Here is a 22,358-nt window from a genome sequence, read left to right on the forward strand (position 1 = left end):
CGCCGACGCGTCACGGCCCCGCGTCGTCGTCCTCCTCGCCGTCGTCCGTCACGTACAGCGCCCTGATGCCGGTGCGGTCACCGTCTTCCAGCGACCGCGCGCTGGTCGTCCCCGGTTCGGTGAACTGGTACATCGTCTCCTCGGTGCAGTCCGGGTCCGGGTGGGCCAGCCCCATCGCGTGCCCGAGTTCGTGGGTGGCGACACTGTCGAAGTCGAGCGTCCCCTCGGCGCCCGTCAGCGACCAGTCGTAGTCGTCGGCGTCGAACGCCATGTCCCACTCCGTTATCTCGCGGCGCTCCTCGGGGCCGCTGAACTCGCCCCAGATGACCGTCACCGCCACCGCGTCCTGTGCGGCCACCGACCCGAAGACGACCTCGTTTCGCCCGTCCGGGCCGTCCCGGTCGACGGTCACGTCGTCACCCGGCGCGAGCGGACCGCCGAGGATGTCCGTCCCCGCGGCCCGCTCCCAGCGGGCGATGGCGCCGGCGAAGTTCGATGCCAGCACGGTCGCGTCCAGCCCCTCGTCGTTCGTCGCATCGAACCGGTACGGCTCGACGGTGCGCCAGCGGACGCCCGCCGCGAACAGTTCATAACAGTCGTCGTCGGCCGCCTCGTCCTCGTCGACCTGCCGAAGTTCGTCCTCGGTCAACACGAACGCGTACCCCTCGACGGGGCCGTTCTCGCCGGCGGCGGTACCGAGGTAGACGGGGCCATCGGTGAGCGCGCCGGCGGGGGCCTGTGCGGTGGCCGCGCCGCCGCCAACCAGTCCGGTGGCGACGACGACGACCAGCCAGAGGGACGGGATGGACCCTCGCATCGGGGCGAGCTACTACGACGGCGACCGACATAACCGGTGTGGCGACGGTCCGACAGAGCAAAGGGCCCGCTCGGGGTACGTCCGGACATGACCGACCACGGTGACGAGGAGCACGACAGCGAGTACGCGACCGAGCGGACGACCGCCCCCCAGTCCGACTACACGGGCCGCGACGTGGCGGTCGGATTCGTCGTCGCGCTGGTCGGGATGGCCGTCGTGTTCGGCGTCCCGCTGGCGCTGACGCTGTAAGCGTGCGTATCCTCCCGGACGGGGCGGTCGCGGACCTCCTCTCGCTGGACGCACTGCTCCCGGTCGTCGAGGACGCCTTCCGGCGGCAGGGCCGCAGCGCCGTCGAGCGCCCAGAGCGGCCGCATTTTCCCGTGGGCACCGACGACGACGGGAACGACCCGGCGGGCACCGGGCTCGTCATGCCGGCGTACCTCCACGGCGAAGCGACGTACGCGACGAAACTCGTCTCGGTCCACGAGGCGAACCCACCGGACCGCCCGACCGTGCAAGCGCAGGTGGCCGTCACCGACGCCGCCACCGGCGACCCGCTGGCACTCGTCGCCGGCGAGCGGGTCACGAACGCACGCACCGGCTGTATCGGCGGCCTCACGGCCCGCGACCTCGCGGTCGGCTCCGGCCCCGTCACCCTCGGCGTCGTCGGCGCGGGCCAGCAGGCACGCTGGCAGACCCGCGCCATCGACGCCGCACGCGGCGTCGCCACCGCACGTATCTTCTCGCCGAGCGACTCACGCGAACGGTGCGCGGCGGAACTCCGCGAGCGGGGCATCGACGCCGAGGCCGTTGGGTCGGCGCGCGCGGCCGTCTCGGACGCGGACGTGGTCGTGACCGCGACGACGGCGACGGAGCCGGTGTTTCCGGCCGACGCGCTCGCGGACGGCACGCTCGTCGTGGCCGTCGGCGCCTACAGCCCGGAGATGCAGGAACTCGACGCCGCGGTCCTCGACCGCGCCCCCCGCGTGTTCGCCGACGTGCCCGAGGAGGCGACCGAGACCGGTGACCTGCTCGCGGCGGGCGTCGACGACCCGGTGGCGCTCTCGGAGGTGTTCGAGGGACGGACCGGCCGCGAATCGGCCGACGAGATGCTCGTCGTCGAGAGCGTCGGTTCGGCGGTGCTGGACGCGGCGACGGCCGCCCACCTCTGCGAACGGGCCGAGAAAACGGACGCGGGCGAGACGGTCGCGTTCTGACTACGCCATCTCGCGCTCGATGGTCGCGCGGGCCGCGGCGATATCGCCGGCGTCGTATTCGAGCGACAGGTCACCGACCGACAGCGACAGCGTTCCCGAGTCGTCGGTCGTCCCGAGGTCCGTGACGGGGGCGGCCTCGCCCACCGCCTCGCGCACCGCGTCGGGGTCGGTGGTCTCCACGACGGCCCGGCCCACGGCTTCCGAGAACAGCAGTTCCTCGGGGCGGGCGTCGGCGTCGAGCGCCGCCGCGAGGCCGGCGTCCCCGCTCACCATCTCGGCGAGCGTGACCGCAAGCCCGCCGTGGGAGACGTCGTGGACCGCCGTCGTCGATTCGTCGTTGGCGACGGCCGCGATGGCCTCGACGACGGCCCCTGGCTCGTCGGGGAGGTCCGGGAACGCGTCGGAGCCACCGTGCGAGGCGAGATACTGCGACCCACCGAGCGAACCGCTCGATGCGCCGACCAAGAGGAGCGTGGCGTCGCCCTCGACGGCCGACCCCGGCGCGTCGTAGCCGTCCTTCGTGCCGGTGACTGCGAGCGTCGGCGTCGGCGGCACCGGGCCCGCGGCCGAATCGTTGTACAGCGAGACGTTACCACCGACGACCGGCGTGTCGAGCGTGCGGCACATGTCGGCGAGACCGTCGACGATGGCGCGGAAGCCGCCGTATACGTCGGGTTTCTCGGGGTTACCGCCGTTGAGACAGTCGACGGCCGCGAGCGGCGTCGCGCCCACCGCCGCGAGGTTCGTGACGTTCTCGAGCGCGACGGCGCGGGCGCCGTCGTACGGCGCCGCAGTCGTCCAGTTGGGGTCCGCGCCCGACGAGAACGCCAGCCCCGTGTTCGCTTCCCTAATCGCCATCAGGGCGGCATCGTCGCCGGGTCGCAAGGCCGTCCGCGTGCCGACCTCGTGGTCGTACTGGCGGTACACCCACCGCTTCGAGGCGGTGTTGGGGTGTTCGAGCACCGTCTCGAACGCCTCGCGAAGGTCCGAGTCGGGCAGGTCCCGCTCCGGTTCGGGCGGCTCGACGTGGTCGAGGTCGTTCATCGGCGCGCCGTCGGCGAGGTACTCCGCGGGCACGTCGACCACGACATCCCCCTGGAACGTGCAGACGTAGCCCGACTCGGTCACCTCGCCGATGACCGAACAGCCGAGGTCGTACTTCTCGGCGAGCGCCCGGACGGCGTCGACGTTCCCGGGGCGCACCTCGTAGCACATCCGCTCCTGTGACTCCGCCAGCAGGATTTCGAGCGCGTTCATGTTCGGTTCGCGCTGGTGGACGCGTTCGAGGTCGATACGCGCGCCGAGGCCACCCTTCGCGACCATCTCCGAGGAGGCGCCGCCGAGGCCGGCGGCCCCGAGGTCGCGGGCCGCCTCGACGAGGTCGCCGTCGAGCAGTTCCTCGTTGGCCTCGATGAGTCGCTTCTCGGCGTAGGGGTCGCCCACCTGCACCGCGGGGCGGTCCTCCGTCTCGGCGTCCTCCGCGAGGTCCTCGCTGGCGAAGGAGGCGCCACCGAGGCCGTCGCGGCCGGTCGCGTTGCCGAACAGGACGAGTTTGTTCCCCGGCTCCTTCACCGCGGCCGTGACGAGTCGGTCCGACTCGAGCAGGCCGACGCAGGCGACGTTCACGAGGGGGTTTCCCTCGTAGTCGTCGTGGAAGGCGACGGACCCAGTGACCGTCGGGACGCCGATGCAGTTGCCGTAATGTGAGATGCCCTCGACGACCCCCTCGAACAGGTAGCGTGCGTGCTCGTCGTCGAACTCGCCGAAGTACAGCGAGTCGGCCAGCGCGATGGGGTACGCACCCATGCTCATCGTATCGCGGACGATGCCGCCGACGCCGGTGGCGGCGCCGTCGAACGGGTCGACGTACGACGGGTGGTTGTGGCTCTCGACGCCCATCGTCACGTACGTCGAGTCGTCGAGGGCGACGACCGCCGCGTCGTCGCCGGGGCCGACGACGACCTGTTCGCCCTCGCTGTCGAACGCCGAGAGCAGGGGCTGGGAGGACCGGTAGGCACAGTGCTCGCTCCAGAGGTTCTCGAACAGTTCCTCCTCCGCGGGAGTCGGCTCCCGGCCGAGTTCACCGACCACGAGTTCGCGGTCCGACGGCGACAGGCTCATTCATCTGTTTGCTGACTTCGCCCGGATAAATCGCTTTTCATGTGCACGTTCGTGATTATCGGCGCCGGCATCACCCGTCAGCGTCTCACCGTAGCAACGTGGTGCGCCCGGCAGTCGCGCGGCGTCGGTTCGCGTTGGACTCCGGATACTCCCGAATTAACGACCGATTAGCTATATCCCGATGCCACGTCTTCCGAGTGCAGGCGGGCGGTTCGGAACGGAACCCCGACTGCCGGGGGGGGGCCGACACGGCCGGGCGGCGCGGCCGTGTTCCGGGGGATGCACCGTTTTGTGGTGGCCAAGTCCGGGCAGGGATTTGGTTGCCCGTCGATGTGTCGGTGTTGGGGGGCCGACGCCGGGCGACGCTTCGTCGACGACACCGCGAACCGGGGGCCTTTTCTCTCCCCCGCGTCTACCCGGAGACGTGCTGCGGGCCGAGCTCCACTGCCACTCGTCGCTCTCCTACGACGGGCGCGACCCCGTCGACCTGTTGCTCGGCCAGGCGGAGGCCGTCGGCCTCGACGCCATCGCCGTCACCGACCACGACGAGATCGACGCCTCGGTCACGGCGGCGAAGCGCGCCCCCGACTACGGGCTGGTCGGCATCCCTGGGATGGAGGTGACCAGCGAGGCGGGCCACGTGCTCGCGCTCGGCGTCGAAGAGCTGGTGCCGGCGGGACTCCCATTCACCGAGACGCTCGAACGAATCCGCGAGCAGGGTGGCATCGCCGTCGTCCCCCACCCGTTCCAGAAGTCACGCCACGGCGTCGCCGCCCACGTCACCAGCGAGGAACTCGCGGGCGCCGACGCCATCGAGGTGTACAACTCCAGACTGCTGACGGGGCGGTCGAACCGCCGGGCCGAGCGGTTCGCCGCCGCCCATCGCTGTCCGATGACCGCCGGGAGCGACGCCCACATCGCGGAGATGGTCGGACAAGCGGTCACCGAAATCGACGCCGACGAACGGACTGTCGAGGCCGTCCTCGAGGCCATCACCGAGGGTCGCACGTCAGTCGTCGGCCAACGGACGCCGTGGCGCATCAGCCTCCGACAGTTCGGCGGCGGCGTCGTCCGACGGCTGAAGCGAGCGCTCATGGCGCCGTTCTGACCGTGCGGGGCGCCGACCGCGCCCGCGTTCGCGCGGCCGTCGAGGCCAGGAATCCGTTGCCCGGAACCTGCGGGTTCGCCGGTGAACTCGACGGACGCCTCGTCCGGGACGTGCTCGGTCGCGAACTTCTCTACTCCGAGCGTGAGGACCCGACGGCATGGAGCCACGACCCCGACGACCTGTCGGCGCCGTCGCTCGTCCCCGCGGGCCACGCCCGCGACGAGACGGGCGACGAACGGCTCTGGTCGCTTCCCGACCCCGACCCCGTGGCCGACGAGTCGCGTGCGGTCGGCTCGGTCCGCGACGCGCTCCGTCGGAGCATCGACGCCGCGGTGGACGACGCGACGCCGGTGGCGTTCTCCGGCGGTCTCGACAGCGCGGCCATCGCCGCTCGCACCGACGGCCCGCTGTACGTGGGCGGCTTCGAGGGCTGTCACGACGTCGCGGCGGCCCGGAGCGCCGCCGCTACGCTCGGCCGCGACATCCGCGTCGTCGAACTCACCCACGAGGACCTGCGGCGCGCCACGCCGGAGGTGGCCCGCGCCGTCGGCCGGACGAACCCGATGGACGTGTCCATCGCGCTCCCGCTGTATCTGGTCGCCGAGCGCGTCGCCGCCGACGGCTACGACCGGCTCGCGGTCGGACAGGGCGCGGACGAACTGTTCGGCGGCTACTCGAAGGTGGCGAACTACGAGTCGGACGACCGCGTCGACGCCGACTCGGTGCGCGCGGCGCGTCGGGAGACGGTCCTGACGCTTCCGGACCAACTCGAACGCGACGTCCGGGCGCTCCGCGCGGCCGGCGTCGAGCCGGTCGCGCCGCTGTTGCACGACCAGGTGGTCGCGGCCGCGCTCCGTCTCCCCGACGACCTCTTGGTCGACGGCGACGAGCGCAAGGCGGCGCTCCGTCGGGCGACCGACTGGCTCCCGGAGTCGGTCCGGAGCCGCGAGAAGAAGGCCGTCCAGTACGGCACCTACGTGTCGCGGGAACTCGACCGGCTCGCCCGGCAGAACGGCTTCAAGCGCCGGATGGACGACCACGTCGGGACGTACGTCGAGTCGCTACTGTGAGACCGTCGCGATGGCCTCCCGGCCCACCTCGACCACGTCCGCGGGTAGTTCGTCGGCCCGCGCCTCCAGGTCGGCGGCGGAGAACCACTCCCAGACCTCCGGGTGGGCCTCGTCGTGGCCCGCCGGCTCCACCGTCCGTCGGTCGACGCTTCCGTAGAACACGAAGTCGACGTGTTGGTGACCGACCTCGTCGTCGTGGACGTTGATGTCCTCCAGCAGGAACTGCTGTGGCTGGGGAATCGAGCGGGCGGCGTCGCTCTCGACGCTCCCGCGTGGCGCGACGAGGTCCGCCTCCAGCCCGGTCTCCTCGTGGCACTCCCGGAGTGCGGCCTCGTGTGGCAGTTCGTCGCGGTCGATGTGGCCCCCCGGAGGGAGCCACATGTCGAGGCGGTCGTGTTCGTGCAGGAGGGTCGCGCCGTCGTTGACGACGTAGACGGTGGCGACGAAGTGGCGGGTCGTCTCCATACGCGGCGAAGCGAGGCGGCGGGGAAAAGCGTTCGCCGACCGCGGCGGAACTGGACCCTACTGCACGTCCGAGAGGTCGACCAGTCCCTCCCGCATTGCGACGAGGAGCTTGCGGCTCTCCGAAAGGTCGTTCCAGTCGTCTGGACGGGCCGACTCCGGCACCTGCTCGACCTTCTCGAACAGGTCGACGCGGACGTAGTGGTCCCAGCCACAGTCGTTCTCGCAGGAGCGGACGATTGAGGGGACGCGGTAGTCGCGCTCGACCGTGTTGCCGCAGTCCGGACAGACGTACTCGTAGGTTCGCACGCTCAGGCGGTCTTGATACTGTCCTCGGCCTCCAGCAGTTCGTGGTAGCGGTTGCGGATGGTCACCTCGGAGATGTTGGCGACCTCCGACACCTCGCTTTGAGTGACCTTCTCGTTGGTCAGCAGGGAGGCGGCGTACACCGCGGCGGCCGCGAGCCCCACGGGGCTCTTGCCGGAGTGGATGCCGGCGTCCTTGGCGGACTGGAGCAGTTGGCGGGCGCGCCGCTCGGCCTCGTCCGAGAGGTCGAGGTCGCTGGCGAACCGGGGGACGTAGCTCTCCGGGTCCGCGGGCCGAATCTCCAGGCCGAGTTCGCGGACGACGTATCGGTAGGTGCGAGCGATTTCGTCCTTTTCGACGCGGGAGACGCCCGTTATCTCGTCGAGCGAGCGGGGCGTCCCCGCCTGCCGTGCGGCGGCGTACAGCGAGGACGTGGCGACGCCCTCGATGGAGCGGCCGGGCAGGAGGTCCTCGTCGAGCGCACGCCGGTAGATGACGCTGGCCGTCTCCCGGACGTTGTCGGGCAGGCCCAGCGCGGAGGCCATCCGGTCGATTTCGCCGAGCGCCTGCTTCAGGTTCCGCTCCTTGCTGTCACGCGTCCGGAATCGCTCGTTCCAGGTCCGGAGCCGCTGCATCTTCTGGCGCTGTTTGTTCGATAGCTGGTTGCCGTAGGCGTCCTTGTCCTGCCAGCCGATGTTGGTCGAGAGCCCCTTGTCGTGCATCATGTTCGTCGTCGGGGCGCCGACCCGGGACTTCTCGTCTTTCTCCTTGGCGTCGAACGCGCGCCACTCCGGCCCGCGGTCGATGTTGTCCTCCTCGATGACGAGCCCGCAGTCCTCGCAGACGATTTCGCCGTGTTCCGTATCGGTCGCCACGTTGCCGCCACACTCCGGACAGACCAGTTCCTCCTTCTCGTCGGTCGATTCGTCCGCTCGCTCCCCCTCGTCCTCGTCGCGCTGGAACCGTCTCACGTTGGTGTCGGACATGATACTGAATACCGGGGTGACCCGAGAGCGGTAGAACTACCGTTCGCTTCACTGTTGGCGTCGCGCCAACTTAAAATCTGGGGCCGCTTGCGGGCGATTTCGCCGGTTTCGAGGTCGCATCCGAAACCCTTAGTGCCGGCGCGGGGTTGTCGGCGGGTATGGTCGACCACGACGAGGTCGAACACGTCGCCGACCTCGCTCGCATCCACCTCGACGACGAGGAGATAGAGCGGTTCGCGGCGCAGTTCGACGACATCCTCGAGTACTTCGACGCGCTCGACGACGTGCCCGAGACGGAGCGCGAGGCGGAGCTGTCGAACGTGTTCCGCCCCGACGAGGTGCGCGAGGGGCTGACCCAGGAAGAGGCGCTACGGAACGCCCCCGAGACCGAGGACGGCTACTTCAAGGGGCCGAAGGTCTCATGAGCGCCGACGACGAGTACAACGCCTTCGTCACCAGCGAGCGCATCGAGCCCACCGGCGAGGGCCCGCTCTCGGGAACGACCGTCGCCGTCAAGGACAACATCTCGACGGAGGGCGTGCGCACGACCTGTGGGTCGGAGATGCTCGCGGAGTACGTCCCGCCGTACGACGCCACCGTGGTCGAACGGCTGAAAGAAGCCGGCGCCACCATCGTCGGGAAGGCGAACATGGACGAGTTCGGGATGGGAACGACGACGGAGACGTCGGCGTTCGGTCCGACCCGGAACCCGGTCGACCCCGAACGCGTCCCGGGCGGCTCTTCGGGTGGTTCGGCGGCCGCAGTCGCCGCTGGCGAGGCCGACGTGGCGCTCGGTACCGACACCGGCGGCTCGGTCCGCTGTCCCGCGGCGTTCTGCGGCGTCGTCGGCATCAAGCCGACGTACGGGCTGGTGTCGCGGTACGGACTCATCGCGTACGCCAACTCGCTGGAGCAGATAGGGCCCATCGCCCCCACGGTCGAAGCGGCCGCCGAACTGCTCGACGTCATCGCCGGCCCCGACCCGAACGACGCGACGACCCGCGAGGCGAGCGAGGCGCGGAGCGCCTCGAACAGTCGAACGGGCGAAGCCCATGAGACGGCGGCGGACAGCGACTACGCGGCCGCCGCGGACGGCGACGTGGACGGGCTCTCCATCGGCGTGCCGACGGAACTCGTCGAGGGCGCCGACGAGGCGGTCGAGGCGGCGTTCTACGACGCTCTGGACGACCTCGAAGCGCAGGGAGCCACCTACGAGGAGGTGTCGCTTCCCTCCGTCGAGACCGCTGTGCAGGCGTATTACGTCATCGCCATGAGCGAGGCGTCGTCGAACCTCGCGCGGTTCGACGGCGTCCGCTACGGTACGAGCGGCGGCTACGAGGGCGACTGGAACGAGTCGTTCGCCAACGCACGTGAGGAGGGGTTCGGCGAGGAGGTCAAGCGGCGGGTCCTGCTCGGCACGTACGCGCTGTCGGCGGGCTACCACGACAAGTACTACAAGCAGGCACAGGACGCCAGGGCGTGGGTGAAACGCGATTTCGACGAGGCGTTCGAGGATGTCGACGTGGTCGCGTCCCCCACGATGCCCGTCCCGCCGTTCGAACTCGGCGAGAGCCTCGACGACCCCCTGCAGATGTATCTCGCGGACGCCAACACCGTCCCCGTGAACCTCGCGAACCTGCCGGCCATCTCGGTTCCGGCAGGCGAGACCGACGAGGGACCGGTCGGACTCCAGCTCGTGGGGCCGGCGTTCGGCGAGGAGACCATCGTGCGGGCGGCGTCGGCCCTGGAGTGAGGGTCCACCCCTACGCGAGTAACCTGCATCAATATTAATTATTGTCTGCGATGTACGGTGAGATATGCCTCTCGCTACCACACGCCACATCTGGGAGCGGCCGACCGTCGAGCACGTCGCGTGTGGCGCCGTCGGGACGGCCATCACCCTCGCGGTGCTGTATCTCGGGTTCGCCTGGTTCGTGGACGTGTTCTCCGCGCTGGGGGTGCTGTCGACGACGGCCCTGGTCGTCGCCACCGTCGTCTGGTGGGTGCTGTGGTGGTTGGCCCTGGAGATGCTGGTTGCGGCGACCGCCGAGACGGATTAGGCGCCGTCCTCGTCGTGGAGCGTCGCCAGTATCTCCGGGTCCGTCCGGAACTTCAGGACGTTGTGGATGACGCTGTTGCGGATGTTGGCGATGACGTCGCCGTGTTCCTTGTAGCACTCGTGTATCCACCGTGACTCCGCAGTGCGGTTCGAGAACATCATCACCGACTTCCACTGGTACTCGCCGTCCGACAGGAAGTAGAAGAGGGTGTTCGGGGAGTCGCGAATGTACTCCATAGCCTCGCGCCACCCCTCGGCGAAATGTTCGGCGTTGAACTTGAACTCGAACAGCCCGAAGATGAAGTACTCCTCGTTCGGGATGATGGCCTCGCGGAACACGCCGTGCTCGCGCATCCCGCGGATGGACTCGCTGACGGTGACGTGGCTCACCTGGATGTCGTACTTCTCGTCGAGCAGGGTCGCCAAGTCCCGCGACGATAGCTGTGGGTCCCGGGACAGTTCGCGCAACACCAGCACGTCCCGTTCCTTGAACTCCCAGTCCGGCGCGTCGTTCGTCTCCTCTCGCATCGGTCAGGCACCCCCCGTTTCGGCGAGGAACGTCGCCACCCGGTCGCGGTACCGCTCGGCGCGGTCCTCGACGACCCAGTGGTACGCCTGGTCGAGCGGTTCCACCTCGCCACCGACATCGGCGGCGAGTCGCTCGCCGTACGCGATGGGTTGCATCACGTCGTCTTCCGCCCACAGACACAGCAGCGGGCAGTCGATGTCGTCGTACTGTATCTCGGTCGTGTGGTTCGTGTTCGTCGCCACTGCCGCCCGGGCCAGCGCCCGCTTGCCGCCCTCCTGCATCCACGGGTACTTCATGCCCGCGACGAACGCGGGGTCCGCCTCGCCGTAGGCGCCCTCGTCGAAGGCGAAGTCGAGTTTCCCCTCGAACTCCTCGTCGTCCATGTCGGCCGTGCGGGGGAGCCCGAGCGTCGAGATGAACTCGACGGGCCAGGAGTCGTAACAGACGACGTTTGAGCAGACGAGCGAGCGGACGCGCTCCGGGTTGTGCGCGGCAAAACGGAGCGCGACGCCGCCCCCGATGTCGTGACAGACGACGTGGGCTGACTCCACGCCGAGGTGGTCGAGCAGGTCCTCGAGCGCGCCCTCCTGTGCCCGGATGGACCGGTCGAACCCCTCCGCGAACGAGGAGTTGCCGTACCCCACCAGGTCGGGGACGACAGTACGGTAGTCGTCTTCGAGGTGGGGAGCGACCCCGCGCCAGAGGAACCCCCACGTCGGAACGCCGTGGAGGAACACGACCGGCTCACCATCGCCCTCGGAACGGTACGCCATCTCGACGTCGTGGCCGTCGACGGAGACCGTCGCGGTCTCCTGTGCGGCCGTCCAGTCCTCGTGGTCCATCACAGTAGTCGGTCCGCGATGATGTTCTTCTGGATTTCGCTCGTCCCCTCGTATATCTTGGTGATACGGGTGTCGCGGTAGAACCGCTCGGCCGGGTGGTCGGTGACGTAGCCCGCACCCCCGTGGACCTGCAGGCCCTCGTCGGCCACGTCGACGGAGGTTTCGCTGGCGAACAGCTTCGCCATCGACGCCAGCCGGACGGCCTCGTCGTCGGTGTTCTCGGCGACGTGGCTGGCCGCTCGGTAGGTCAGCGAGCGGGCCGCCTCCACCTGGGTCGCCATCTCCGCTATCTTGTGCTGGATGGCCTGGAACTCCGAGATGGGCTGGTCGAACTGCTCGCGGTCGGTGGCGTACTCGCGGGCCGCATCGAGCGCGCCCTGTGCGGCACCGACGGCCTGCGCCGCGACGCTGGTCCGCCCGGACGCGAAGAACTCCATCAGCTGGTAGAACCCCTGGTTCACCTCGCCGACGACGTTCTCCTCGGGGACGCGGACCCCGTCGAGCACGATTTCGGCGAGGTCCGACGCCCGGATGCCGAGCTTGTTGTCTATCTTCGTGGGCTGGAACCCGTCGGTGTCGGTCGGCACGAGGAACGCCGTGATGCCCTGATGGCCCGCGCCGGGGTCGGTCTTCGCCATCACGACGGCCACGTCCGCGACGGTGCCGTTCGTTATCCACATCTTGGTGCCGTCGATGACCCACTCGTCGCCGTCCTGCTCGGCTCGCGTCTCCATGCCGGCGACGTTCGAACCGTGAGCGGGCTCCGAGATGCACGAACAGGACGCCGATTCGCCGGAAGCGATACGGGGAAGCCACTCCTCTTTCATCCACTCATCGCCGTACTCCAGGAGCATCGAGGAGCCGAACCCGGCGCTCCCGACCGCCGAGCCGATGCCGGGGTCGGCACGCCACAGTTCCTCCGTGACGATGACCCGCGAGAGTGGGTCCATCCCCGCACCGCCGTACTCTTCGGGGATGTGTGGCGCCACGAAGTCGAGTTCGGCGGCCTGCCGTCTGAGGTCCTCGGGGTACGCCTTGTTCTCGTCGTGGTGGTCCGCGACCGGGCGTATCTCCTCCTCGCCGAACTCCCGGACGGCCTGGCGCACGGCGTCGTGCTCCGCCGTGAGTCTGAATGACATGGCGGACAGTGGGCGTTACGGTGTTAAATAAGCATCGCCGAGAGCCGAACGTCGTTAAGCGGTTTAGGCGTGAGCGCCGCCTGCCGCCGGCTCAGTCGCCCTCGAGTTGGGTGAGCGTCTCCACGTCGGGGATGTCCGCGGAGGCGCTCGTTATCTGTTTCATCCGCTGGGTGTGCTTGCCGGTGGCGTACGCGGTGAGGTCCTCCGGCCCCGGGCCGTATATCTCCTCGTCGTCGTCCTCGTCGAACGAGGCGGTGGTGATGCCGTTGACGAGCGGGACCAGTTCGTTGACCGTGTCGTGGAGCAGTTGCGGGTCGACGCCCTCCTCCCGGACGAGTTGCTTGAGCTTCAGCATCCCGAAGCCGACGTGCCGGCCCTCGTCGCGCCGGATGAGGTCCATCCCGGCACAGAGGCCGTCGAGGTTCGGCGTCTCGTCGGTGCGGTCGCTGTAGGTCGTCTGGAGGCCGTAGTAGGCGGTCTGTGCGAGGATGCCCTCGATGGTGAGGTGGTAGTGACACAGCGCCTCCGCGCGCGTCTCGGGAGTGTCCTCGACGAGCAGGCGGTCCATCGCGTCCGCCATCCGGTCGAACAGTTCGACGTAGTCGTCGTCGAACCACTCGTCGGCGTGGGGCGAGGAGCGCTCGACGCCGCGTTCGTCCTCCGCCGGGTGGATCACCTCCCGCCAGTACCGGTCGAAGAAGTCGGTGTGTTTCGCCTCCTCGTACAGCTGGGTCGTGAGGAACATCTCCTCCTCCGGCTCGTCGAGCACGACCGCAAGCGGCGCGAGGTCCTCGGTGACCGCCTCCTCGCCGGCGCCGAACTTGGCGATGCCGGCCCGGAACCCGTCGAACTGGTCGTCGTCCAGTTCCACGAGGCCCGCGGCATCGCCCGAGAGGTCTATCTCGGCGGGGTCCCAGTGGCGTTCGACGGCGTTCCGGTAGTAGCGGAACGAGCGGTCGGACCGCTCCAGTCGGAGCTTTCGGCTCATGCTAGCGAGTGACAGCATCGCGTCGCATAAACGTTCTCCGCGCGATGGTCGGCTGCTTAAGTATGTCCGTCGATATGCGGGCTACTCGCCCTCGAACTCGGGGGCGCGGCCCTCCATGAACGCGGTGGCCCCCTCCTCGTGGTCGTGCGTCTCGAACACCGCGGCCTGCGCGGCCGCTTCGTTGTCCTGTGCCTGCTTTAACGAGGCGTCGAACCCCTGGTTGATGACGTTCTTCGAGGTCCGGAGGGCGACGGTCGGGCCGGTTGCGACCCCCTCGATGAACTCCGCGGCCTCGGTCTCGAACTCGTCGGCGTCGTACACGTGATTGAACAGCCCCAGGTCGGCGGCGCGGTCGGCGTCCACCTGCTCCCCGGTGAACACCAGTTCCTTGGCGACGTTCTCGCCGACGACGCGGGGCAGGAGGTAGGAAGTGCCGGTGTCGACGGCCAGCCCGACCTGTCGGAACCCGAAGGAGATGCGGGCGTCCTCGCTGGCCAGCAACACGTCGCAGGCGAGCGCGAGGTTGCCGCCGGCGCCGTACGCGACGCCGTCGATCTTGGCGATGGTCGGGAGGTGGAACTCGTAGAGGCGCCGCACCGCCCGCGAGGTCTCGTGCTGGATGCGCTCGACGGCCTCGTGGAGCTCCGCGGAGCCCGACAGCATCTCCATCATCGCGTTGATATCGCCGCCGGCACAGAACGTGCCTTCGGTTCCGGTGACGACGAGACAGCGCACGTCGTCGCGGGCTTCGAGCTCGTCGATGGCGTCGACGATGGCCGCCGACATATCGGCGGTCAGGGCGTTGTAGTTGTCCGGACGGTTCAGCGTCAGCTCCGCGACCCCGTCCTCCACGTCGAGGACGAGCGTGTTGTTGCTCATGCGTCCGTGACTGACGCGCATAGATTGTAAACCTTGCCGGGGGCAGACTCCACCATCGTTCACGACGGACGACTACCGCTCACGGCGACGATCCATGGAAAAAAGGCCCGTGTATCCGCCGCACTAACTGGATACTGGGCCGCTTCTAGTCGCCGTCCGTGCAACACGAACAGTTCGGACGCGCGGCCGTCGCGGTGGCGCTTGCGGTCCTGCTGGTGGCGGCGGCGCTCGTGCCCGCCGCCGCGGTCGCCGCCCAGGAGGACACGACCGTCGCCGACGGCCACACCGGCTCCGTCGACGAGGGACGGGAGGACAACGAACAGCAGAAGTACCCGCTGAACTACACGTTCTTCCCGGTCGACCGTCAGCCCGGGAACGTGGACGGCGAGGCGAAACACTTCGCCGTCGGGCTCACCGAGGACATCCGGCTCCACTGGATCGTCGTCACCTCGCCGGACTTCGGCTTCGGCAACTGCGAGCCGAGCGACACCAACGCGTTCGGCATCGACCGCGGCAACGACAACGAGGGCACCCAGACGGACGAGAGTCTGCTCACCTCCTACAAGAGCTACAACTCCAAACCGAACGCCATCCAGATAGCCTACTACAAGGAGGACGCGCTGGCCGGCGGGCCCGTGCGTATCAACGTCGAGGACCAGATCGTCGCCGCCCAGACCGCTTGCTACGACAACCCCGAGCAGAGCGGCTGGTACCGCGTCGACGGGATGATAAACGGGTCGACGAAGATGGACACGCAGACCGACTACACGATTCAGGCGGCGACGCAGTGGATATACGTCTGTGACTGTTCGAGCCGCGAGGAGGCCCGCCAGACGCTCGGGCCGCCGCCGGGCGCCGACTCCGGGTCCAGCGGCGGGAGTTCGACGCCCGACTCGACCGCGACGCCGAGCGCGACGGCCACGCCCACCCCGACGCCTGACGCCGGTAGCTCGACGACGCCGGCGTCGAGCGACACGCCCACCCCACAGCGGTCCACCGCCACGCCGGCGGACGAGCCCGCGGCCGGTGGCGGGGGCGGTGACGGCGGAAGCGACTCGGGCGGTTCAGACGACGGCTCGACGGGCGGCGCCGCCCGGACCGCGACCCAGCAGAGAGCGGACGCCGACCGCCCGGCGCGTCGGACCACGACCGACGGGAGCGTGCCGGTCACGCCCACCGTCGCGGAGGGGCCCGGGTTCGGGACGCTCCTGGCCCTCGTCGCGCTCGTCGGTGCTGGGCTGGTCGTGCTCGGACGGCGGTGAGACGGGGTTAGCTCCCGTCGTCGGCGCCGAGATACGCCTCCTGTACCGCGGTGTTCTGCCGGATTTCTTCGGGTGGTCCCTCGGCTATCTTGGCGCCGAAGTTGATGACGATAGCCCTGTCTATCAGCGACAGGAGCCCGCGCATGTTGTGGTCGACGACGACGAGCGTCGTCCCCTCGTCGCGCAACTGCTCCAGCAGCTCCGAGAGCTGACCGATCTCGCTTTCCGCGAGCCCGGCGAACGGCTCGTCGACCAGCATCAGGTCGGGACTCGTCGCCATCGCTCGTCCGATTTCGAGCCGCAACATCCCCGCGTGGGGGAGTTCGTCCGGCGTCCGGTAGAGGTCGTCACCGAGTCCGACCCGCTCACAGAGGTCGATGGCCTGTGCGCGTGTCTCGCCGCGGAGCCCCGACGTGGAGAACAACTCGTCGGGCACGAGCGCCGTCTCGAGGTTCGCCAGCACCGTCCGGTCCCGGAACGGTCGGAACTCCTGGAACGTGCGGGCGAGGCCGCGGTCGACCATCTCGTAGGCCGCGGCGCCGGTGACGTCCTCGCCGCGGTAGTACACCGTTCCCTCCGTCGGCGGATAGCGGCCGGTGATGCAGTTGAACGTGGTCGACTTGCCGGCGCCGTTCGGGCCGATGAACCCGAGAATCTCCTGTTCCTGCACCGCAAACGAGAGGTCGTCGACGGCCGTGAGGCCGCCGAACCGCTTCGTCAGCCCATCGGCGACGAGCACGCCGTCGTCGGGGCCGTAGCTGTCGTCGAGAGCGTCCGCGCTCGGCTCCCGGGGTTCGCTACTCATCGGTCGTCACCCCCGAGGATGGCCTGTAGCTCGTCGACCCACTTCCGCAGGACTCGCTGGACGGGTGCGGTGCCGCCGTCCGGAACCGGGTCGCCGGCGGTCCGACCGACTCTGGAGCGGGCCGAGCGCACCACCCGCGGGACGATGCCCTCCGGGAGGAAGAACAGGAACAGTAGCGTCACGACGAGGAACACGAGGAAGTAGAACTCCCCGACGGAGCGGTTGACTATCGGTACGACTATCTCCAGGTTGCGGAGCCACGTCCGCAACATGTAGAAGAAGAGGCCGCCGAACGCGGCACCGGTGATGGTTCCCATCCCGCCGAGGATGGCCGCGACGATGACCTCGATGCTGACGACCAGCGCCAGCAGTTCCGAGGTGGTGAACGAGCCGACGCTGAACCCGTACATCGCGCCGGCGAAGCCGCCGACGAGCCCCGACAGCAGGAACGCGAACAGTTTGAACTTCGCGGGGTTCTTGCCAGTCGCGGCGACGGCTATCTCGTCTTCGCGGATGGCGGTGAACACGGTCCCCGCGTCCGACCGCGTGACCGCGAGGAACACCACCAGCGCGAGCAGGAACACGGCCAGCCCGAGATAGAACCCGGAGAGCGGGTCGTAGGCGGGGCTAGCGATGGGGCCGATGGCGCCGAAGTTGTCGACGGTGCCGACGCTCACCAGCCCCAGTTCCCCGCCCGTGAGGTCCGGGTAGAACTTGAACACCGAGATGAGGATGATGGGCGTCACGAGCGTCACGAGCGAGAAGTACGGCCCCTTGAGCCGGAGGCTCGGGAAGCCGATGAGCAGACCGGCGGCCGCGGCCGCCAGCGCGCCGATGGGCACGGCGAGCCACGGGTTGATGCCGAGATGCAGGTTCGCCATCCCGGCGGCGTAGCCGCCCACGCCGAAGAACAGCCCGTGGCCGAACGATATCTCGCCGGTGTAGCCCGAGACGAGGTCCCAGCTCATCACGAACGTCGCGAAGAACAGCGCCTGCGCGAACTGGAGCGTGGTGATGGCGGGAGCCACGAACGGAAGCACGAACAGCACCGCCAGTCCGAGCAGGCCGAACTGGTGGTGGGTCGCCATCGTCCGGGGGTTCAACAGGTCCTCCCACGTCTTGGTGTCGGATTCGGTTTCTCCTGCCATGGTCATTCGGCGAGTTCACGCCCGAACAGGCCCTCGGGTTTGACGAGCAGTACGAGCACGAGCACGACGAGTGCGGATACGCCCGCGAGCCGCGTGCTGACGAACTCGATGGTCAGCGTGTCGAGCAGGCTGATGAGGTACGCGCCGATGACGGAGCCCCGGATGGAGCCGAGGCCGCCGACGACGACGATGGCGAACGACAAAAGCAGCGGCGACCGCCCCATGAACGGACTGGCCGTCTGGAACGACGCGAGGAACACGCCCGCGATGCCGGCGAGCGCGCCCGCCAGTATCCAGGTGTACGAGTAGACATCGTCCGGGTCGATGCCGACCAGGGATGCGCCCTTCTCGGACATCGAGGTGGCGAGGATGGCCTGCCCCGTCCGCGTCCGGTTGACGAAGTAGAACAGCGCACCGATGAGCACCCACGACAGCACGAACACGACGATGCGGTTCGACTGCAACTGCTGACCGAGCACGGTGGTCTGTCCGGCGATGAGACTGGAGACGACGATGTCCTGGCCGCCCCAGACGACCAGCACCACCTGCTCGACGATGAGCCCCATCACGAGCGTCAGTATCAGCACCGTCACCGGGTTGTGCCGTGCGGGCCGGATGAGTCCCTTGTAGAACGCGAGACTCAACCCGGCGGGAACGACGGCGGCGGCCACGAGGCCGACCCACACGCCGGCAGGGCCGGCGACAATCTCACCGACGGCCAGCGCCGAGTAGGCCCCGATGGTGAGGATGGCGCCGTGCGCGAGGTTCAACACCCCGCCGACCCCGAAGATGAGGGTGAATCCGATGGCGACCAGCGAGTAGAGGGCCCCGAGCATCAGGACCTGCGTTGCGAGGTTTGCGAGACCGGCCATGGTTCAGACCCAGGGCGGACTCGTGTACTCGCTGGTGGCGTACTTGTCGGGCCAGATGACCTGCTGGGTGCCCGAGTCGTTCTGCTGTTGCCACTGGAAGTAGACGCCGCGAGTGAACTCCTCGCCGTACTTCACGTCGTGGGGGAACTCGGCGTCCTGGCCGTAGAACTCCACCGTGCCCGCGGTCCCGGTGTACGACATCCCCTCCAGTTCGGAGACGATGTCGTCGCCGTTGACCGACTCCGCGCCCTCGATGGCGTTCTTCAGCATGTACATCGCGTCCTGCACGGAGTAGCCCGTATAGACGGGGTAGCCGCCGAACTCCTCCTGGTAGGCGTTCGCGTACGGCACGGTCTTCTCGGTAATCTCCGACTGTGGCGTCGCCGTCGTCTGCGAGAACGTCGAGATGGCCGCTCCCTTCGTCGCCTTGTAGAACGACGGCAACTGCGTCGGGACGTGGATGCCGCCGTAGCCGAACGAGCGCTGCTGTTTCGCCCACTGGACGAGCGACGTGGTGCCGATGTGGGCAAGCGCCGTGAACGCGCCGTCCACGTCGTTCCCCTCGAGTTCGTCGTAGATGGGGGTGAAGTCCTCCGTCCCCTCCGCGACGCGTTTGACCGACGACACCTCGACGCCGGTCGAGGCGAGGTCCGACTGCATCCGCTGGGTGACCGGTTCGGTCCATTTGAAGTCCTCGGCGATGAACGCGACCTTCTCCCAGCCCATCGACTCGAAGCGGTCGTTGGCGAACTGGATGAGCGACTCCGCGAGGAAGTTGGAGTTGACCGGGCCGGTCCGGAACCAGTACTTGAACTTCTCGTAGTCCTCCTTCACTCGGCGGGGCGCCTCCGGCGTCGCCGCACCCGCGGTCAGGTGTGGGGTCCCCGCCTCCGCGATGTTGCCCATGATGGACAGCAGGTTCTCGGAGCCGAAGATGCCGGTCGTCGCGTGGACGTTCTGCCCGGTCGTCAACTCCTGGTACGCCGAGCGCGTGGTCGCGGGGTCGTCCTTCGTGTCCTTGGTGAACACCTCGACGTCCGAGCCAGCGATGCCGCCGGCGTCGTTTATCTGCCCTGCCGCCAGTTTCGCCGTGTTGAGGATGGACGACCCCATCGGGGAGTCGGCCGGCCCCAGCACGCCGACCTTTATCGTCTCCGGCACGCCGCCGCCCCCGCCGCCCCCGATGGTGTCCGTACACCCGGCCAGCGCAGCAGCGGTGGCACTGACGCCCGTCGCCTTCAGGAACGACCGCCGCCCGACGTTTTCATCGTTCGACATGTCGTCACTCGCTTTTCCAGTCTCAGCGTTACTGCCCGTACCCTTACCATCGTTAACCATGGTGGCCGGTAACAGTTTTCAATAGCGGACAGATAAATATACGGGCTTGAACCGGCGGCGGTGTTAAATACTACTCGTCAGCGAGCGGTCCAGCCGCCGTCGACCGACAGCACCGACCCCGTGACGTAGGAGGCGGCGTCGCTGGCGAGGAAGGCGACGGGGCCGGCGATTTCGCGCGGCTCCGCGAACCGGTCGAGCGGCGTCCGGTCGCGCACGGAGTCCGCGAGCCGTTCGTTGCTCGTCACCTCGTCGATGAACTCCGTGGCGACGTAGCCGGGCGCGACGCAGTTCACGCGTACGTCGGGCGCCCAGTCGAGCGCGAGGCTCTTGGTCAGCCCCACGAGGCCGTGTTTGGAGGCGACGTACGGATGCTGGCGCGGCAGACCGACGACGCCGCCGACGGAGGCGACGTTGACGACACAGCCGCCGGTCTCCGCGAGGTCCTCTGCGGCGACGCGCGCGCAGGTGAACGCGCCACCGACGTTCACGTCGAGCACCCAGTCGAGCGCCTCGTCGTCGATGTCCTCCGGGAGGCCGAGCGCCTCGTCGGGGTTGACGCCCGCGTTGTTCACCACCACGTCGAGCGGCCCGAGCGCGTCGCGCACCTCGTCGAACGCCGCCGTCACGTCGTCGGGGTCGGACACGTCGCAGGTGACGACACACGACTCCCGGCCGCGGTCGCGCACCTCCTCGGCGACCTGGGTCAGGTCGTCTTCCGACCTGGACAGGGGCGCGACGTCGGCGCCCGCCTCCGCTAATCCGTGTGCGACTGCGCGCCCGATGCCGCGGGAGCCACCGGTCACGACTGCCGTACGTCCGGACAGGTCGAACTCGTCCATGGAGGCACTCCTCGGGGCGGCCGCTTGAGGCTATCGCCATCGGAGGGGTAGCTATACCCGGTCGGCGTCCGTCGAGTCGGCATGGAGATTCACTGGCACCGGAGCGACCTCCGGGCCACCGACAACACGGGGCTGGTGGCCGCCGAGGGGGAGGTCATGCCGGTGTTCGTGTTCGACGACGGCGTGCTCCGGTACGGCTCGCCGCCGCGCGTGGCGTTCATGCTCGACGCGCTCGCGGAACTGCGCGAGTGGTATCGCGAGCGTGGTGGCGACCTGTACGTCGCCCGGGGCGACCCTTCGGCGGTCCTACCTGAGCTGGCGGCCGACCATGGAGTCGAGGCCGTCCACTACGCCGCCGACCACTCGGGACTGGCCCGCGAGCGCGACCGTGCGGTCACCGCGGCACTGGAGGACGCCGGCGTCGCGGTCCACGAGCACTCGGACCGCCTGCTCCACGAACCCGGTTCCATCCTGACGAACGACGGCGACCCGTACCAGGTGTACACCTACTTCTGGAAGAAGTGGCGCGACCGCGAGAAGGCCGACCCGCACGACGCACCGTCGGCCATCGCGGACGTGTCGGGCGAGGAGCTACCGACGCTCGAGGACCTGGGGTTCGAGGAGCCCGATGCGGACGTTCCGGCGGCCGGGATGGACGCGGCCCGCGACCGACTCGAGTCGTTCTGTGACGGCCCGATATTCGAGTACGCCGACGCCCGCGACGACGTGGCCGAGGGCGCCACCTCGCGGCTGTCGGCGCATCTCCGGTGGGGGACCGTCGGCGTCCGCGAGGTGTACGCCGCCACCGAGGCGGCGATGGCCGACGCGCCCGACGACGAGGCGCGGGAGTCGGTCGAGGAGTTCCAGTCGCAGTTGGCGTGGCGGGAGTTCTACCACCACGTCCTCCACTTCAGCCCCGAGGTGGTGACGGAGAACTTCAAGAGCTACGAGAACCCAATCGAGTGGCGCAACGACCCCGACGAGATAGCCGCGTGGACGGCCGGCGAGACGGGCTACCCCATCGTCGACGCCGGGATGCGACAGCTCCGCGAGGAGGGGTTCATGCACAACCGCGTGCGGATGATAGTCGCCTCCTTCCTCACGAAGGACCTGCTCGCCGACTGGCGCCACGGCTACGCGCAGTTCCGCGAGCATCTCGTCGACCACGACACCGCCAACGACAACGGTGGCTGGCAGTGGGCGGCCTCCACCGGGACCGACGCCCAGCCGTACTTCCGTATCTTCAACCCGATGACCCAGGGGGAGCGGTACGACCCCGACGCCGAGTACGTCGCCCGCTACGTGCCCGAACTCCGGGGCGTCGACCCCGAGACGGTCCACTCGTGGCACGAACTCGACGACGAAACCCGGGAGGCGGCCGCCCCCGACTACCCCGCGCCCGTCGTCGACCACTCCGAACGCCGAGAGGAGGCGCTGGCGATGTTCGAGCGCGCTCGGGGCGACAGCGAGGAGTGACGCGGCGCAAACCTGTCACGAACCGTACTTAAATTCAGTAGAGGTGGAGGGTGCCTGACTCCTCAATCTTTTTGAGCGACCCCGACGTGTCTCCC

The 22,358-nt window shown here is 68.8% G+C and carries 24 protein-coding genes; 9 read left to right on the forward strand and 15 right to left on the reverse strand.

All coding sequences use genetic code 11. From position 1 onward, the window contains the following. Nucleotides 1-10: 10 nt before the first annotated feature. Complete coding sequence (locus tag NL112_RS16340; RefSeq protein ID WP_255149916.1) at nucleotides 11-817, reverse strand: matrixin family metalloprotease; 807 nt, start codon at nucleotides 815-817, stop codon at nucleotides 11-13. An 87-nt stretch (nucleotides 818-904) separates the two neighbouring features. Between NL112_RS16340 and NL112_RS16345 the strand changes: the two genes are divergently transcribed. Together NL112_RS16345 and NL112_RS16350 are read left to right on the forward strand one after the other, a co-directional pair. Further along, nucleotides 905-1,066, forward strand: a complete 162-nt coding sequence (locus NL112_RS16345) for a DUF7550 family protein (RefSeq protein ID WP_255149917.1) — start codon at nucleotides 905-907, stop codon at nucleotides 1,064-1,066. Between the two features lie 2 nt (nucleotides 1,067-1,068). Continuing rightward, entirely contained in the window at nucleotides 1,069-2,034 is a 966-nt protein-coding gene (locus NL112_RS16350) for an ornithine cyclodeaminase family protein (protein ID WP_255149918.1), read from the forward strand. On the opposite strand, the gene purL is transcribed toward NL112_RS16350, so the two are convergent. Further along, nucleotides 2,035-4,155 carry a phosphoribosylformylglycinamidine synthase subunit PurL gene (gene purL / locus NL112_RS16355; RefSeq protein ID WP_255149919.1) on the reverse strand — a complete coding sequence of 707 codons (2,121 nt, stop codon included), beginning with the start codon at nucleotides 4,153-4,155 and terminating at the stop codon, nucleotides 2,035-2,037. A 424-nt stretch (nucleotides 4,156-4,579) separates the two neighbouring features. Between purL and NL112_RS16360 the strand changes: the two genes are divergently transcribed. Then, complete coding sequence (locus tag NL112_RS16360; protein ID WP_255149920.1) at nucleotides 4,580-5,263, forward strand: PHP domain-containing protein; 684 nt, start codon at nucleotides 4,580-4,582, stop codon at nucleotides 5,261-5,263. 2 nt (nucleotides 5,264-5,265) lie between these two features. After that, the gene (locus tag NL112_RS16365; protein WP_255149921.1) at nucleotides 5,266-6,333 is read left to right on the forward strand and encodes an asparagine synthase C-terminal domain-containing protein; all 1,068 of its coding nucleotides are present in this window, start codon (nucleotides 5,266-5,268) and stop codon (nucleotides 6,331-6,333) included. On the opposite strand, the gene NL112_RS16370 is transcribed toward NL112_RS16365, so the two are convergent. The 3 genes from NL112_RS16370 to NL112_RS16380 are packed head-to-tail and all read right to left on the reverse strand — an operon-like array spanning nucleotide 6,325 to nucleotide 8,087. Beyond that, nucleotides 6,325-6,798 (reverse strand): NUDIX hydrolase, encoded by a 474-nt coding sequence (locus tag NL112_RS16370; RefSeq protein WP_255149922.1) that lies wholly within the window; start codon nucleotides 6,796-6,798, stop codon nucleotides 6,325-6,327. The genes NL112_RS16365 and NL112_RS16370 overlap by 9 nt on opposite strands. Before the next feature lie 57 nt (nucleotides 6,799-6,855). Further along, on the reverse strand, nucleotides 6,856-7,104 hold the full coding sequence (locus NL112_RS16375; protein ID WP_255149923.1) for an FmdB family zinc ribbon protein: 249 nt from the start codon (nucleotides 7,102-7,104) through the stop codon (nucleotides 6,856-6,858). A 2-nt stretch (nucleotides 7,105-7,106) separates the two neighbouring features. Further along, nucleotides 7,107-8,087, reverse strand: coding sequence for a transcription initiation factor IIB (locus tag NL112_RS16380; RefSeq protein WP_255149924.1), 981 nt, complete (start codon nucleotides 8,085-8,087; stop codon nucleotides 7,107-7,109). A gap of 146 nt (nucleotides 8,088-8,233) precedes the next feature. Here NL112_RS16380 and gatC point away from each other — a divergent pair, with 146 nt between their 5' ends. The 3 genes from gatC (at nucleotide 8,234) to NL112_RS16395 (ending at nucleotide 10,147) form a co-directional block, all read left to right on the forward strand. Beyond that, nucleotides 8,234-8,512 carry an Asp-tRNA(Asn)/Glu-tRNA(Gln) amidotransferase subunit GatC gene (gene gatC, locus NL112_RS16385; protein WP_255149925.1) on the forward strand — a complete coding sequence of 93 codons (279 nt, stop codon included), beginning with the start codon at nucleotides 8,234-8,236 and terminating at the stop codon, nucleotides 8,510-8,512. After that, nucleotides 8,509-9,840: an Asp-tRNA(Asn)/Glu-tRNA(Gln) amidotransferase subunit GatA gene (gatA, locus tag NL112_RS16390; RefSeq protein WP_255149926.1), complete on the forward strand. Its 1,332-nt coding sequence runs from the start codon at nucleotides 8,509-8,511 to the stop codon at nucleotides 9,838-9,840. The genes gatC and gatA overlap by 4 nt, the downstream gene beginning before the upstream one ends. 64 nt (nucleotides 9,841-9,904) lie before the next feature. Then, entirely contained in the window at nucleotides 9,905-10,147 is a 243-nt protein-coding gene (locus tag NL112_RS16395) for a hypothetical protein (protein ID WP_255149927.1), read from the forward strand. Here the strand turns inward: NL112_RS16395 and NL112_RS16400 are convergent. The 5 genes from NL112_RS16400 to NL112_RS16420 form a co-directional block, all read right to left on the reverse strand. After that, nucleotides 10,144-10,674, reverse strand: a complete 531-nt coding sequence (locus NL112_RS16400; RefSeq protein ID WP_255149928.1) for a winged helix-turn-helix domain-containing protein — start codon at nucleotides 10,672-10,674, stop codon at nucleotides 10,144-10,146. The genes NL112_RS16395 and NL112_RS16400 overlap by 4 nt on opposite strands. Before the next feature lie 3 nt (nucleotides 10,675-10,677). After that, nucleotides 10,678-11,520, reverse strand: coding sequence for an alpha/beta fold hydrolase (locus tag NL112_RS16405; protein WP_350356132.1), 843 nt, complete (start codon nucleotides 11,518-11,520; stop codon nucleotides 10,678-10,680). Then, nucleotides 11,517-12,656, reverse strand: a complete 1,140-nt coding sequence (locus tag NL112_RS16410) for an acyl-CoA dehydrogenase family protein (protein ID WP_255149930.1) — start codon at nucleotides 12,654-12,656, stop codon at nucleotides 11,517-11,519. The genes NL112_RS16405 and NL112_RS16410 overlap by 4 nt, the downstream gene beginning before the upstream one ends. A gap of 91 nt (nucleotides 12,657-12,747) precedes the next feature. Further along, nucleotides 12,748-13,644 carry a ribonucleotide-diphosphate reductase subunit beta gene (locus NL112_RS16415; protein WP_255149931.1) on the reverse strand — a complete coding sequence of 299 codons (897 nt, stop codon included), beginning with the start codon at nucleotides 13,642-13,644 and terminating at the stop codon, nucleotides 12,748-12,750. 81 nt (nucleotides 13,645-13,725) lie between these two features. Further along, nucleotides 13,726-14,523 carry an enoyl-CoA hydratase/isomerase family protein gene (locus tag NL112_RS16420; RefSeq protein ID WP_255149932.1) on the reverse strand — a complete coding sequence of 266 codons (798 nt, stop codon included), beginning with the start codon at nucleotides 14,521-14,523 and terminating at the stop codon, nucleotides 13,726-13,728. A gap of 158 nt (nucleotides 14,524-14,681) precedes the next feature. On the opposite strand from NL112_RS16420, the gene NL112_RS16425 reads away from it, so the two are divergent. Next, nucleotides 14,682-15,785 carry a hypothetical protein gene (locus NL112_RS16425; RefSeq protein WP_255149933.1) on the forward strand — a complete coding sequence of 368 codons (1,104 nt, stop codon included), beginning with the start codon at nucleotides 14,682-14,684 and terminating at the stop codon, nucleotides 15,783-15,785. Between the two features lie 7 nt (nucleotides 15,786-15,792). Here the strand turns inward: NL112_RS16425 and NL112_RS16430 are convergent, their stop codons facing one another. The 5 genes from NL112_RS16430 to NL112_RS16450 all read right to left on the reverse strand — a co-directional run bounded on the left by NL112_RS16430 (nucleotide 15,793) and on the right by NL112_RS16450 (nucleotide 20,787). Next, on the reverse strand, nucleotides 15,793-16,590 hold the full coding sequence (locus NL112_RS16430; protein WP_255149934.1) for an ABC transporter ATP-binding protein: 798 nt from the start codon (nucleotides 16,588-16,590) through the stop codon (nucleotides 15,793-15,795). Then, nucleotides 16,587-17,738, reverse strand: a complete 1,152-nt coding sequence (locus NL112_RS16435) for a branched-chain amino acid ABC transporter permease (RefSeq protein ID WP_255149935.1) — start codon at nucleotides 17,736-17,738, stop codon at nucleotides 16,587-16,589. Before NL112_RS16435 ends, NL112_RS16430 begins: the two co-directional genes overlap by 4 nt. A 2-nt stretch (nucleotides 17,739-17,740) precedes the next feature. Continuing rightward, nucleotides 17,741-18,610, reverse strand: coding sequence for a branched-chain amino acid ABC transporter permease (locus tag NL112_RS16440; RefSeq protein ID WP_255149936.1), 870 nt, complete (start codon nucleotides 18,608-18,610; stop codon nucleotides 17,741-17,743). A 3-nt stretch (nucleotides 18,611-18,613) separates the two neighbouring features. Further along, nucleotides 18,614-19,888 carry an ABC transporter substrate-binding protein gene (locus tag NL112_RS16445; RefSeq protein WP_255149937.1) on the reverse strand — a complete coding sequence of 425 codons (1,275 nt, stop codon included), beginning with the start codon at nucleotides 19,886-19,888 and terminating at the stop codon, nucleotides 18,614-18,616. Nucleotides 19,889-20,025: 137 nt separating this feature from the next. Then, nucleotides 20,026-20,787: an SDR family NAD(P)-dependent oxidoreductase gene (locus NL112_RS16450; RefSeq protein WP_255149938.1), complete on the reverse strand. Its 762-nt coding sequence runs from the start codon at nucleotides 20,785-20,787 to the stop codon at nucleotides 20,026-20,028. 81 nt (nucleotides 20,788-20,868) lie between these two features. On the opposite strand from NL112_RS16450, the gene NL112_RS16455 reads away from it, so the two are divergent. Further along, a complete protein-coding gene (locus NL112_RS16455) occupies nucleotides 20,869-22,263 on the forward strand; it encodes a cryptochrome/photolyase family protein (protein WP_255149939.1) in 1,395 nt (464 codons plus the stop codon). The last annotated feature ends 95 nt before the right edge of the window (nucleotides 22,264-22,358 follow it).

It is taken from the genome of Halorarius halobius (assembly GCF_024298865.1).
In the GTDB taxonomy this organism is placed as follows: domain Archaea; phylum Halobacteriota; class Halobacteria; order Halobacteriales; family Haloarculaceae; genus Halorarius; species Halorarius halobius.